This is a genomic window from Pararhizobium polonicum, assembly GCF_001687365.1.
Lineage (GTDB): Bacteria > Pseudomonadota > Alphaproteobacteria > Rhizobiales > Rhizobiaceae > Pararhizobium > Pararhizobium polonicum.
This window is the reverse complement of record NZ_LGLV01000020.1, coordinates 21306-34890: the sequence shown is the minus strand read 5'-3', so window position 1 is coordinate 34890 and position 13585 is coordinate 21306. Positions and strand designations below refer to the sequence as shown.

11 protein-coding genes and 1 riboswitch are annotated in these 13585 nt (G+C 62.8%); of the genes, 5 read left to right on the top strand and 6 right to left on the bottom strand.

Annotated elements, in window-relative coordinates; genetic code table 11:
• The first annotated feature begins 18 nt into the window (after positions 1-18).
• The 3 genes from ADU59_RS26755 (at position 19) to ADU59_RS26745 (ending at position 2897) form a co-directional block, all read left to right on the top strand.
• Entirely contained in the window at positions 19-756 is a 738-nt protein-coding gene (locus tag ADU59_RS26755; RefSeq protein WP_068958403.1) for a helix-turn-helix transcriptional regulator, read from the top strand.
• A gap of 183 nt (positions 757-939) precedes the next feature.
• Positions 940-1584: an acyl-homoserine-lactone synthase gene (locus tag ADU59_RS26750; RefSeq protein WP_068958400.1), complete on the top strand. Its 645-nt coding sequence runs from the start codon at positions 940-942 to the stop codon at positions 1582-1584.
• Between the two features lie 248 nt (positions 1585-1832).
• Positions 1833-2897: a DUF2865 domain-containing protein gene (locus tag ADU59_RS26745; protein ID WP_244506525.1), complete on the top strand. Its 1065-nt coding sequence runs from the start codon at positions 1833-1835 to the stop codon at positions 2895-2897.
• On the opposite strand, the gene bluB is transcribed toward ADU59_RS26745, so the two are convergent.
• From bluB to ADU59_RS26730, 3 genes are all read right to left on the bottom strand, one after another.
• Positions 2898-3590, bottom strand: a complete 693-nt coding sequence (bluB, locus tag ADU59_RS26740; protein ID WP_068958396.1) for a 5,6-dimethylbenzimidazole synthase — start codon at positions 3588-3590, stop codon at positions 2898-2900.
• Between the two features lie 44 nt (positions 3591-3634).
• Positions 3635-3848: riboswitch (cobalamin riboswitch) on the bottom strand.
• 41 nt (positions 3849-3889) lie between these two features.
• Positions 3890-4711: an SDR family oxidoreductase gene (locus ADU59_RS26735; protein WP_068958393.1), complete on the bottom strand. Its 822-nt coding sequence runs from the start codon at positions 4709-4711 to the stop codon at positions 3890-3892.
• An 86-nt stretch (positions 4712-4797) separates the two neighbouring features.
• On the bottom strand, positions 4798-5991 hold the full coding sequence (locus ADU59_RS26730) for a phytanoyl-CoA dioxygenase family protein (protein ID WP_068958391.1): 1194 nt from the start codon (positions 5989-5991) through the stop codon (positions 4798-4800).
• A 103-nt stretch (positions 5992-6094) separates the two neighbouring features.
• On the opposite strand from ADU59_RS26730, the gene ADU59_RS26725 reads away from it, so the two are divergent.
• Complete coding sequence (locus tag ADU59_RS26725) at positions 6095-7123, top strand: LacI family DNA-binding transcriptional regulator (protein WP_068958389.1); 1029 nt, start codon at positions 6095-6097, stop codon at positions 7121-7123.
• Here the strand turns inward: ADU59_RS26725 and ADU59_RS26720 are convergent, their stop codons facing one another.
• The 3 genes from ADU59_RS26720 to ADU59_RS26710 form a co-directional block, all read right to left on the bottom strand.
• Positions 7124-8626: a diguanylate cyclase domain-containing protein gene (locus ADU59_RS26720; protein ID WP_068958387.1), complete on the bottom strand. Its 1503-nt coding sequence runs from the start codon at positions 8624-8626 to the stop codon at positions 7124-7126.
• A 115-nt stretch (positions 8627-8741) separates the two neighbouring features.
• Positions 8742-9575: a TolB family protein gene (locus ADU59_RS26715; RefSeq protein WP_068958384.1), complete on the bottom strand. Its 834-nt coding sequence runs from the start codon at positions 9573-9575 to the stop codon at positions 8742-8744.
• 23 nt (positions 9576-9598) lie between these two features.
• Positions 9599-11278 (bottom strand): NAD+ synthase, encoded by a 1680-nt coding sequence (locus ADU59_RS26710; RefSeq protein WP_068958382.1) that lies wholly within the window; start codon positions 11276-11278, stop codon positions 9599-9601.
• 272 nt (positions 11279-11550) lie between these two features.
• On the opposite strand from ADU59_RS26710, the gene ADU59_RS26705 reads away from it, so the two are divergent.
• On the top strand, positions 11551-13497 hold the full coding sequence (locus ADU59_RS26705) for an LTA synthase family protein (protein ID WP_068958380.1): 1947 nt from the start codon (positions 11551-11553) through the stop codon (positions 13495-13497).
• The last annotated feature ends 88 nt before the right edge of the window (positions 13498-13585 follow it).

Here is a 13585-nt window from a genome sequence, read left to right as displayed (position 1 = left end):
ATAAAAGGGTATTGCAGCATGGCTGACCAACAGGCATTCTTTGACCTGCTGGACATTATGGAAAATGAGAAACTCGTTGAACCAAAACGGTTTTTCGACCTGATGCGCGGCACTTTCAGCATTGCAAATCTGCTCTATCTCGACGTCGACGTCTTAACCGCGGGCTTCGTCATCCACCGGCTGCACCACACTTTCAGCGCGCGTAGCCTCACAACCTATGTCGACAAGCGTTACCAGCGGATCGATCCGGTCCTGCGGATGACCATGGGCGGATTGAGGCCTGTGGACTGGGCAACCGCCCGCAAGCTTCACCCGGAGAGCGAGCCGCTGTTTTCCACCGCCACGCAACTCGGCCTCGGCCTCGACGGCGTCACGCTGCCGCTCACCGCCCCGACACGGCGGCTGGCCTTTCTGGCGATCCAGGCCGATGTCCCGACGGAGGAATGGCCCGCCTACAGGCGCTGCCATCTGCGCGACTTTCAACTGCTGGCCAATCTCTTCCATGCCTCCCTTCTGGAAAACGACAGCGAGATTTCAGATCCGGAGGAGTGCCCCGCAGCCCTGACCAACCGCGAAACCGAAGTGCTCGGCTGGGCGGCGGCCGGCAAGAGCTACTGGGAAATCGGCACCATCCTCGGCATTTCCGAGCGCACCGTCCGCTTTTTCATGACCAACGCCCGGCGCAAGCTGAACGTCGTGTCCAACAGCCAGGCCGTTGCCCAGGCGGTCCGGCGCGATCTGATCCCGACATTCTGACCTTTCCGCCACGCAAGCCCCTACGACGCCCACCCACGAACCCTATCTAGCCGGTTCGTCCCTGGGACGTACCGGCTAGCATCGCATATCCGCGTGTATCGGAAACCTGTCACTACCGACAGTTATGCCCGCTGACGATCACTGACAGCATTTGCTCCTCGCTTTCGATCACAGGAGCAAACGATGATCAGAATTCTCAACAGCAACACCGGCAAACACCATCCCCGCGACATCGACGCGATGTTCAAGCTGCGCAAGCGCGTCTTTCACGATCTGCTCAAATGGGACGTCTCGGTGCGCGGCGACTGGGAGATCGACCACTATGACGATGCCAATCCGCTCTATGTCCTGTCCTATTCCGACCAGACCGGACGCCTGCGCGGCTCGCTGCGGCTACTGCCGACGCTTGGGCCGAACATGCTCGACGATACCTTCCCGATCCTGCTCGGCGACAATCCGCAGGTACGCAGCGCCTCCATCTGGGAATCCAGCCGCTTCTGCATCGATCCCGCCATCTCGCAGGATCGCGGCTCCAACCAGGTGACGATCGCTGCGGCGGAACTGATGTGCGGCGTCGGCGAACTCGGGCTGTCGTCCGGCCTCAGCCATATCGTCACGGTCACCGATGTCTTCCTCGAGCGGATGTTCCGGCGGATGGGATGCCCCGGCGAACGGATCGGCGAACCGCAGCGGATCGGCTCCGTCCATGCCGTCGCCGTCGCGTGGGACGTGACGACCGACCTGCTGGAGCGGATGAAGGCCGTCGCCGAAATCGGCGGTTCGGTTCTGGAACGGCCGATGTCGCTCGAATCCGCCCGCGCGGCCTGAGTATTCCGGCTCGGGAGCGCCACCGATTGTGGCGCTCCCGCCTCGCCTGCCTTAAATCTGCCAGGCCGCATTAACGCTGGCACACGGTCTGCGTTGCACCGCTTTCGAATGGCGTTATGATGGGCGCAGAGTCTAGGGCGGGGGTGTTCCCGCGCACCCGGCGAGATGCCGGTCTACTCAGGCGAGAGAAACACGTGATCGTCCGTTCGGTATCCTTCGCGGCGCTGGTAGCGCCGCTCCTTCTGGTCATGGCGACCACGGCTGGTGCCTCGTCCGTGTGCGAACGGCTGAACGCGCGGCTCGCCAGCCTGCCGAAGATCGTCGCCTCCAACGCCAATCTGCGTGACTATACCGGGGCCATCTCGCGCCAGAACCTGAATCTGCGCCAGGCCCGCAGCGACCGCCGGCGGCTGGGGTGCAGCTCGGAAAGCGTGATCGTTATCGGCGGCCCGAATGAGGAAGCCTGCGAAAGCCTCAGCGCTGAAATCGCGCAGATGGAAATGGATCTGGAAACGCTGAAGGCCCGCCGCCAGTATCTCGTCAACGGAAGCGACAGCGATATCACCCGGCGGCGCATTCTCGCCGCGCTCAACGTCAATCGCTGCGCCGAAGAACAGGACAACATTCTGAGGGCCGCGGCCGAAGAGCCGGAAACCCATCGCAATATCCTCAAAGACCTGCCACCGATCAGCGAAACCTATTCGGACCTGCGCGGCAGTACCACCATGTCCGATTTCACGCTGGACGATGGCTTCGGGCCGGGCGACGCCTATTCCGGCGCCCTGCGCACACTTTGCGTGCGCACGTGCGACGGGGCGTTCTTTCCGATCTCGTCCAATGCATCGCCCGCCGATTTCCAGCGCGACGCCGAGACCTGCCAGCGGCGCTGCCCGGGAACGGAGACGGCGCTTTACTACCATGCGCTGGCGACCGAGGAGACCAATCAGATGGTCTCCGCCGCCACCGGCGAACCCTATGCCGCACTGCCGGCCGCCTTCGCCTACAAGACACGCGACCTCAGCCAGCCCGGCCAGTGCGGCTGCGCGCCCGCCGGACGCACGGCGACGAACCAGAGCACGCCCGACGATGGCAAAGGCATTATCGAGTTTCGCACGCGCAAGAAGGCGGACGACACCACGGATACCCCCAGGAAGGTCGACACCGAGGTCAAGAGCACCATCGCGGATCGGCCCTACAATCCGCAGGACAGCAAGGTGCGCGTCGTCGGCCCAAGCTTCCTGCCCTCGCAGGAAACGTCGATCGACCTCAGGCATCCGGCCGGCCCCGGCTATCAACCGCAGCAGACCAATTGATCAACCGGCAGGCCGGACGCCCCAGGCGTCCGAAAACACCAGGTCCTCCAGCGGAAGCCGCTGGCGCCAGCCGTTGACCGCCAGTTCCGGCTCCGCATAGAGCCTATCGACATAGCCAAGGCACAGCCAGGCGATGATCTCGATGTGATCGGGAATGCCGAGCACCGTCTTGATATCCTGCTCATGGAAAATGCTGACCCAGCCGACGCCCACCCCTTCGGCGCGTGCCGCAAGCCACAGGTTCTGAACGGCGCAGACCGTCGAAAAGGCATCCATGCGCGGATTGTGCGTCCGGCCGAGGACGACCTTGCCGGCGCGCGTCGGATCGCAGGTGACGCAGATGCTGACCGGCGCCTTGCGGATGCCTTCAAGCTTCAATGACCGGTATTTGTCCTGTGCGGCCCCCTCGAACATCAGCGCCGCTTCTTCGTTGGCCCGCTGGAAGGCGTCGAAGACGCGTGCGCGCCTGTCCTCGTCCCGCACGACGATGAAGTTCCAGGGCTGCATGAAGCCGACCGAGGGCGCGCTGTGCGCGGCCGCAAGCAAGCGTGCGATCACGTCATCCGGCAGAGGCTGCGGCAGAAACTGGTCGCGCACGTCGCGGCGGGTTTCGATGGCACGGTAGACGGCGGCGCGCTCGTCCGATGAAAATGCGTCCGCCTTCACAAGGCGGTCCTGTGGTTCAACCTGCATCGTTTGATCCCCAACAATGCGAAACCTCCCGCCGTCCGCGCGGGTCTGGTCTATCGCGTCAGGCCGGTCTTCTGACTGCGGATCATCCGGCTTTGCCGCCTTCCCGGATTACTTGAAGATCCAGTGGCAGAACTCTGAGAACACTCAGAGATTCATCAATGCAAAACCGTCCCCGTCACAGCGTTGGGCACGTCCCGGATTTTCACCGGATTCCCGATTCTCCCGCTTTCACGGGCACCTGAACGAGAGCGATATGGTCATAGCGGGCCGCCGAATGCAAGGCGGCCCGCCTGTTCTCCCTAAAGGGCAGCGACCGGATGCGGCGAGCCGTCATAGGCGCCCCAGATCGACTGATCGAAGCAGATCACCGAGCCGGTCATCAGGCCGGATTCCGCCGACGACAGATAGGCGCAGGCCCGCGCCACCTCGGCCGGATCGACCAGCCGGCCGAAGGGCTGGCTTGCCGCCGCCTTTTCCAGCCAGTCGCCGGCAGCCCCATGAAATTCGCGCTGGATGCGATCCTCGCCTTCCGACGCCATCCAGCCGATGTTGAGGCCGTTGACGCGGATGCGGTTGCGCAGCACCGCATAAGCCGTGTTCTTGGTCAGCGTTTCCAGCGCGCCCTTGGAGGCGCAATAGGCCGATATGAACGGCTGGCCGGCCTTGGCCGACATCGAGCCGATATTGACGATCGTTCCCTCGATCTTTTCCCGGCGCATCACGCCGATGGCCTCTTGCATCAGGAAAAATGGCGCACGCACGTTGACGGCGAACATCCGGTCGAACAGTTCCGGACTGGTATCGAGGATCGTGCCGCGATCGGTGATCGCCGCCGCGTTCACCAGCGCGTCGACCCGGCCGAATTCCGCGTCGCAGGTGGCCACCACCTTGCGCGCGTCCTCGACCTCTCCAAGATCGGCCTGCACATAAACCACCTTGGTGCCAGTCGCCTTGCCGATCTCGGCGGCTTTGGCTTCGCCCTTGGCGGCGTTGCGGCCACAGATCACGATGCCGGTGGCACCGCGTTCGGCAAACAGCGCCGCGATCGTCGCGCCCAGCCCCTGCGTGCCGCCGGTAACGATGGCGATCTTGCCGTCAAGCCGGCCATAATCATTGCTCATTCCATTTCCTCCATTTGAATGCTGGTCATACGCAAAACTCCCGCCCGGAAACCGGACGGAAGTTCGCCACGTTTAGTCTGCCTGATTTAGCTGAGCTTCTTTTCCGACTGCGCCGCAAGCGCTGCGGTCAAGGCAGCCGCTTCCCAGCCTTCGGCCAGCGCCTCGTGCATCAGCTGCGCCTGCGTCTTCGGCGCCAATCCGCCCACCGGCGGATCGCGGTCGAGATTGGTCGGGAAGGAATAGCCTTCCGCGCAGGATGCGATAGCGCAGGCGGCCTCCGCCTCCGACAGACGGCCGTCTGCCAACATGGCTTTCAGCGCCGGGTAAAGCTTTGCGCTCATCCGCTCGCGGTTCACTGTCTCCATCGCCCGGCCGAAAGCCGACGATACCTGCAGCAGATTGGCGACCCGCTTGATACCTTCGGAGCGATTGGTGCCGGCGGCGTGATAGAGTGCCGGATTGAAGAACACCAGATCGCCCTTCGACAGGGGCAGTTGCACATGGTTGCGGTCGAAATAGTCGCGGAATTCCGGACGCTTCAGCGCCAAATAACCGGGCACATAGGTCTGGCTATAGGGCAGGAACAGCGTCGGCCCACTTTCCAGCGGCATGTCGCAATGGGCCACCGCCCCCTGCAGCGTCAGCACCGGTGACAGCCGGTGGACATGGGCCGGAAACTGCTCGATGACGGCAGACGTCTGGAAGCCGAGATGATAGTCGCGATGCGCCGATTGCGCCGCCCCGCCCGGATTGACCCGGTTGACCTGCGCCGTCATCTGGTAGCTCGGCCCGAGCCAGGCTTCGCTGACCAGCGCGATCAGGGCATTGCCGTAATAGGCGGCGAAATTCTCCGGATCCTTCAGGCAGTGCTTTTCCAGCGAATTCCAGATGCGGTCGTTGGCGCCGGGCTTGGCAAAGTGGTCGCCGCCGCCGCTATTGGTGCGGTGCTGCTCGTTGATGATCTCGTCGAAGATGCCGCTCGCCGCATCGATGACGGCGGTATCGGCATAGGCGCGCTTGAGCACGACAACGCCGGGGCCTGTCGCAAAAGCCTCGCAGATTTCGGCCAGCACCGCCCGGCGCCCCTCTTCGGTCGCCGCCGCCTTCAGCACGCTGGCGCCGTCGTAGATCAGTACATTCTTCTCCACGCCTGCGGCATGCGGATAGTCGCCCAGCTGTGTGGTGCGCTCCACCTCAATGCGGAAATCCTCCAGATCGCACGCGGCCTCTGTCAGCCAGACCCGGTCCGCGCGTTGCTTCAGCAGATTGTCGGTTTTCATCCCATTTCCTCCCGTCGGATGCTCCTCGATGGCAGCACTATACGCGGGACCAAAAGCTGATATAGAGCAGGAACCCATCAAAAAACCATCAGAACGGAGCACGATGGCGCACGAGTTTCTGGTCAAGGACATCGCCTTTCAGGCGGGCCTCAGCGTCGCCACGGTCGATCGCGTGCTGAACGGCCGGACGGGCGTGCGCAGGCAGACGGAACTGCGGGTGCGCGCCGCCATCCGGGAGCTGGAAAAACAGCAGGCCGGCGTCGAGATCCAGGGCCGCAAATTCAGCATCGACATCGTCATGGAAGCGCCTGACCGCTTTACCGACACCGTGCGCGATGCTTTCGAAAGCGAGAGCACGACCTTCCTGCCGACGGTCTTCCGGTCGCGCTTCCATGTCGCCGAGTCCATGCGGCCGCAGGACATCGTCCAGCTTCTCGACCGCATTCGCCTGCGCGGCACCGACGGTCTCGTGCTCAAGGCGCCCGATGTGCCGGATATCAGCGCCGCCGTCACGCGGCTCGAACAATCCGGCATTCCGGTGGTGACGCTGGTCACCGACCTGCCGAACGCGCCGCGCACGGCCTATGCCGGGGCGGACAACCGGGCTGCCGGGGAGACGGCGGCCTATCTGATCGGCGAGCGCTTTGCCGGCACTCCGGCAACGGTGCTGGCAACGCTGTCGAGCAGCCGGTTTCGAGGCGAGGAAGAGCGGGAAATCGGCTTTCGCCGCACCCTGCGTGACCGCTACCCGGCGATCGGCATTGTCGAAATCAGCGAAGGCCTTGGCCGCGACGACGCAACGGGCGCGCTTGCAACTGACGCGCTGTCCAGCCATCCGGGCATCAACGCCGTCTATTCGATCGGCGGCGGCAACCGGGCGGTGCTGGCCGCTTTCACCGCTGCCGGTCGGGCCTGCTCGATCTTCGTGGCGCATGATCTCGACACTGACAATCTGGCACTCCTGCGCAAGGGGCAGATCCATTTCATCCTGCATCATGATCTGAAAGCCGACGTGCGGACCGCGTTCCGGGCGATCATGAGCCGGCGCGGCGCTTTGGCCGGGCCGGGCGCCGCACGGCTGTCGGCGGTGGAAGTCATCACGCCCTACAACATCCCGCCCTCCGGGCGCTGATCAGGCAGCCTGCCCGGTCTGCGAAGGATAGTCCGTATTGACCAGATCATCGGCCGTCTGGACGCGGTTGCGGCCGCGGTTCTTGGCCAGATACAGCGCCTGATCGGCCAAGGGTACGATTTCGCGGGCGATACCGCCGTGTTCCGGGGCAAAGGCGACGCCGATGCTGCAGCCGACGTGCAGCATCTGTCCATCGAACGGCACCGGCACCTGCGCCTCGGCGATCAGCGCATTGGCAAACGCCACCACCTGATCGCGTGCAACCGTTCGATCGAGAAGGATGATGAATTCGTCGCCGCCAAGCCGGGCAACGGCGCCGCGATCCCCGACACGTGCGGCAAAGCGGGACGACAGCGTCTTCAGCACAGCGTCGCCGGCCGGATGGCCATGGGTATCGTTGACCGCCTTGAACATGTCGAGATCGATGCAGAGCAGCGAAAAGGGATGCAGCCTGACACTGGCGAGCGACGCTTCGAGCAGCTCATCGAAACCGCTGCGGTTCAACAACCCGGTCAGCCGGTCATGCTTGGCAAGATGCCGGTTTTCCGCCTCGCTTGTCCGCAGAGCGGAAAATACCGAACCGAACCGCGCGGCGATGAAGGCCATGAGCAAAGCACCGGCCATCGCGATGACGATGACGCTCGGCAGTGTCTCGGAGCGGACGAAACTGCCCGGCGCGCGCGGCACCCAGGACGCCACCATGCAGGCGGGCTGCGAACAGTTGCTCATCGCCACATGAATGGAGCCTTCCGGCACCTGACGCAGCGGCGCAAAGCCGAGACCGGAAACACCAAGCCTGTCTTCCATGTCGCGGAGCATCCGGTCGCTGAAAGGCTTGACCGTGATCATGAACACCGGTCTGCGGCGGCTCGCCGGAATATCCTCCGTTCTTGGCACGACGGCCTGAGCGACGACGATGCTCATCCTGCCATCGATCATCCGCAGATCTGCGGCATGGATATTCGGCACCGGTGCCGTCAATGCATCCTTGTCCGGCGCAGTGGATCGCAGCGCCCAGCCGCCGCTCCTGGCCACCAGCGCCGCTTCGTAAAGATCGTTCGCCTTCTCGATCAGGTCGTCGGCCCATTTCAGGGTACTGTTGCCATCCTGAAGGGCGGCCTTGCGGCCGTTCTCCATGGCCAGCAATGTGCGATCGGAGGAATCGGCAAAGATCATCCAGGAAAAGCCGAAATCCTTCCACAGCCAGTCCGTCAACTCCTGCTGAACGAACGCATCGGTGAAGGTGCCGTTTTCGAGCTGGGCGAAGCTCTTGTCCCAATAGGACAATTGCGCCTGATACTGCACCACCGCATCGATCTGATGCTGCATCTCGCTTTCGATGAGTGTCCGCTCGGCGGTCAGTCCGAATCGATCCGCCTCGGTGGCGGAGCGATCGAGAACGAAGGCAAGACTGGCAACCAGCAGGAGCGCAACAAGCGTGCAGGCCGCATGGATACCCAGAACCGCCCCGTCCGTCTTCCGCGTCGCCACCCTTGCCGCCATGCCGCCTCACCGGTCCATTGCGCCGAAGCTGATGAAAGGGCTCCGGCCTGCTGATTGGAACGAAGCCTAGCAGGGAAAGCGGAAGTTTCATTTAAACAAGCTGGTTGGAAAACCGTTAATCGCCAACGACCGGTTCATAGCGCACGAAGGCGAATTCCGTACCGTCGGGCGACCAGTTGGGAACGTTGATCGTGCCCTGCCCGCCGAACAGCTCGAACAGCGTGCGGGCGTTGCCGCCATCCGGATCCATCAGCCGCAGCCGGACGTCGAGATCGCGCGGGTGATCGAAGACGTCGCCGTCATAGGAGATGACGAGCAGGTGCCTGCCGTCGGGCGACGGATGCGGGAACCAGTCGCCATAGGCGCTGTCGGTGATCCGGGTGACATCCGAACCATCAGGCCGGATGCGCCAGATCTGCATCCGGCCGGTCCGGCTGGAGTTGAAGTAGATCCATTCTCCGTCGGCGCTGTAGTCGGGGCCGTCATTGCGCCCCTCTCCGAAGGTGAGGCGGGTCTCTTCGCCGCCGTCGACCGGGATGGTGTAGATATCGAAGACCTGATCGCGAATGCCGCAATAGGCAAGCGTTTTCCCATCCGGCGACCAACCGTGCCAGTAGGACGGCCGGTTCTGCGTTACCTGTTTCGGCTGACCGCCTATGGCTGGCAGCGTGTAGATGGTCGATGCGCCGAATTCCGTCTTGTCGCTGATGACGATGGTCTGGCCATCCGGCGAGATACCGTGATCGTTGTTGCAGGTGCGGGCAAAGCCGGTGTCGATCAACGCCGGCTCGCCGCCCGCAAGCGGCAAGCGGTAGAGCAGCCCGTCGCCATTGATGACCAGCGACTGTCCGTCGGGCGACCAGTTGGGTGCCTCGACCAGCTGCTCCGTCTGCCAGACGACGCGGCTTTTGCCGGTTGCAAGCGTGTAGATTTCGACTGAACTGCGCATTTCGTCTCCTCCGGCTTCTCGTTCTAGCGGTCGCGGAACCGGTTGGTGATCGGGTAGCGGCGGTCGCGGCCGAAATTCTTCCGGGTGATCTTCACGCCGGGCGCCGACTGGCGGCGCTTGTATTCGGCGATGTAGAGCAGATGCTCGATCCGGTGCACCGTCGCCTCGTCATGGCCGCGTGCCACGATCTCTTCGGTGCCCATCTCCTTCTCGACCAGGCATTCGAGGATATCGTCCAGCACCGGATAGGGCGGCAGCGAATCCTGGTCGGTCTGGTTGGGGCGCAGTTCGGCCGACGGCGCCTTGTCGATGATGTTCTTCGGGATCACTTCCCCGGACGGCCCAAGCGCGCCCGGCGGCACGGTGGTGTTGCGCCAGCGCGACAGGCCGTAGACCTGCATCTTGTAGAGGTCCTTGATCGGGTTGAAGCCGCCGTTCATGTCGCCATAGAGCGTCGCGTAGCCGACCGACATTTCCGACTTGTTGCCGGTGGTGACCACCATCGAGCCGAACTTGTTGGAGAGCGCCATCAGGATCGTGCCGCGCGTCCGGCTCTGGAGGTTTTCCTCGGTAATGCCGGATTCCGTGCCCTCGAACATGTCTGAAAGGGCACTGAGAAATCCCTGCACCGGCTCCTCGATCGGCACGATATCGTAGCGGCAGCCAAGTGCCTTGGCGCAATCCTCGGCGTCCTTGAACGAATCCGACGACGTGTAGCGATAGGGCAGCATCACCGTGCGCACCCGCTCCTCGCCCAGCGCATCGACGGCAAGCGCCGCGCAGATCGCCGAATCGATACCGCCCGAAAGGCCGAGCACGACATTCTTGAAGCCGTTCTTGTTGACGTAATCGCGGAAGCCGAGCATGCAGGCGCGGTAGTCGGCCTCCTCGTTCTGCGGCAGGCGCGACATCATTCCGCTCTGGCAGACCCAGCCGGCCTCCTGCTTCTTCCATTCGCAGATCGATATGGCCTCTTCGAACTGGCTCATCTGAAAAGCCAGCAGCTTGTCCGTGTTCACGGCGAAGCTTGCCCCGTCGAAGACCAGTTCGTCCTGGCCGCCGAGCTGGTTGGCATAGAGCAACGGCAGGCCGGTCTCGATCACCTGTTTGATCGCCACCTGATGACGGACATCCATCTTGCCGCGATAATAGGGCGAACCGTTCGGCACCAGCAGGATCTCGGCGCCGCTTTCGGCCAGCGTTTCGCAAACCCCGAGGTCGCCCCAGATATCCTCGCAGATCGGGATGCCGAGCCGCATGCCCCGAAAATTGACCGGTCCGGGCATCGGTCCCTGATCGAACACCCGTTTCTCATCGAATTCGCCGTAATTCGGCAGGTCCACCTTGTCGCGGATGGCAATCACCTGTCCGCCATCGATGACGGCAACCGCGTTGTAGCGCCCGGTCTCGTCCTGCCGCGGGAAACCGACGATGATACCCGGGCCGCCATCGGCCGTGTCCGCAGCCAGCGCATCGACAGCCTTGCGGCATGCGTTCAGGAAGGCGGGCTTCACCACCAGATCTTCCGGCGGATAGCCGGAGATGAACAGCTCCGTCAGCAGAAGCAGGTCGGCGCCGCTGCGCGCCGCCTCGGTGCGGGCTTCTCGCGCCTTGGCAAGATTGCCCGAAACGTCGCCCACGGTCGGGTTCAGCTGGGCAACGGCGATGCGGAATGTCGTGGAAATGGTCTTTTGCGCGGTCATGAACAGGCCTGTGCTTGATCTTGCTATCGCGGATGTTTTGCGCATCCGGAGAGCTGTTTATCGCATTCCGCGTCAAAATACCCCGTGCTTGCCGCCAAGTCAGAAAAAAATCCGTCCGGTTCGGCAATCTCTGCACCGAAATGACGACTGAAGGCTGCGGACGGCCTGTTTTCCCGGTCGGGCAGACCGTTGAAAAAATCGGGGAAACACCCTTTTTAATTATTCATCCTCCGTTCAAGATGACATCTATATGACATCCCTACGATAGTTTTATGAAATTGGAGACGGCCTTGGCCAGTTTTGAGACGGCAGTTCACGCTGCCACCGCTTCTAAGGCCTATGGCCCGCAAATCGGTTTCGGTGCCCGCCAAGCCAAGGCGCTGTCGATTGCCGGCCGTCTCATCCTGTCGCTGCTTCTGTCGATCACACTGATTTTTCTCGTCGAATGGATCGCCCGGAATTCCGCTCTGGAAGCCACCCAGTTTTTGCTGAACCCAGCCCGCCCGGCCTGGACCACGATCGGCGTGTTCTTCCTCCTCTTCCTGGCGCTCGACGCAGCCTTCGCGCGCGAGAACTACAGCATTATCCTGATTGCGCCGCTGGCCCTCATCCCGGCATTCGTCAGCCGCCAGAAGCAGATCTTCCTGTCCGATCCGCTTTATCCGACCGATTTCCTGTTCGGGCGCCAGATCATGGAACTGATGCCGGTTCTGGTGCGTGACCGCCCGTGGACGGCGGCCGGCATCGTCGTCGGCCTGATTGTCGCAGTCTTCGCCCTTGTCTGGCTTGGCCGGTTCGCATGGCGCCGTTTCCCGGTTCTCGCCCGCCGCCAGCGCATCGCGCGGCTGGCCGTCGCCCTGCCGTTGCTCGGCGCCTTCGTCCACATCATGGACTACAACAATTTCTCCTGGGTGCGCGACCGGCTGCAGGTCATCCCGATCATGTGGGATCAGACCGAAAACTACCGTCACAACGGCTTTGCCATGGCGTTTGCGCTCAACCTGCCGATGGCCAACGTCACGGCGCCAGCCGGTTATATGGCGAACGCCATCGACAACATCCCCACCAGACCGATGCCGGCCGGCACGTCGCATCGCGGCAAGCCCGATGTCATCGTGCTGATGAGCGAGTCCTTCTGGGATCCGACCCGCCTGCCAAACGTCAAGCTCTCGCCCGACCCGATGCCGACGATCCGCGAAATGCAGTCCGGCAACGTCTTCTCGCCGGAATTCGGCGGCATGACCGCCAATGTCGAATTCGAGGCTCTGACAGGGTTTTCCAACGCCTTCCTGCCCTATGGCAGCATTCCCTACCAGCAGTATATCCGTAACCCGATCCCCTCGCTTGCCACCTTCTTCCGTGGCGAAGGGTACGTCGCGCGCGCCGTGCATCCGTTCCAGAAATGGTTCTGGAACCGCAGCGCCGTCTACAAGGCCTTCGGCTTCGAGCAGTTCAAATCCGAGGAAAACATGCCGCCCATGCAGAAGCGCGGCATCTTCGCCTCCGACGAATCGCTGACTGAGGAGATCATCCGCCAGGCCGACGATCTGCGCGATCCCTTCTTCTTCTTTACCGTGACGCTGCAGGGCCATGGTCCCTACGAGGCCAACCGCTATGCACGGAATACCATCAAGGTGGAGGGCAACCTGCCCGAATCCGACCGCGCGGCGCTGGCGACCTATGCGCAGGGGATCAAGGAAGCCGACGACAGCCTGAAGAAACTGATGGACTGGGCCAACGAGCGCGACCGCGAAACCATCATCGTGCTGTTCGGCGATCACCTGCCGCCACTCAACACGGTTTATCCGAACACCGGATTCATGAACAGCCTGACGGCCTCGCGCAAGGGATCGCTCGAGCAGATGAAGGCCCAGCACGAAACGCCGCTGGTGGTCTGGTCGAACAAGACCGGCCCGGTCAAGGATATCGGCACGATCAGCCCGGCTTTCCTGTCCTACCAGATCCTCAAGCAGGGCGGCTTCGAGCATCCCTACTACACCGGTTTCCTTGGCAACATCTTCGACAAGTATCCCGTCATCGACCGCTACATGCTCATCGATACCGACGGCAAGGACACGCCGGCCTGGGGGCGGAAGAAAACCATCCCGTCGCTCATCCGCGACTATCGCTTCCTGCAGCACGACATGATGTTCGGCAAGCGCTACGGCACGGACCGTTTCTTCCAGTCCCACGCCGACCTGTTCGCCGGCGCGATGTAAAAGACACAGGGGACGCCGGACGTTCGGCGTTTCCGCAAATCGGCGGCATGGGTTAAAACAACGGCAACGTCTTCCAGCGGAGCCACCC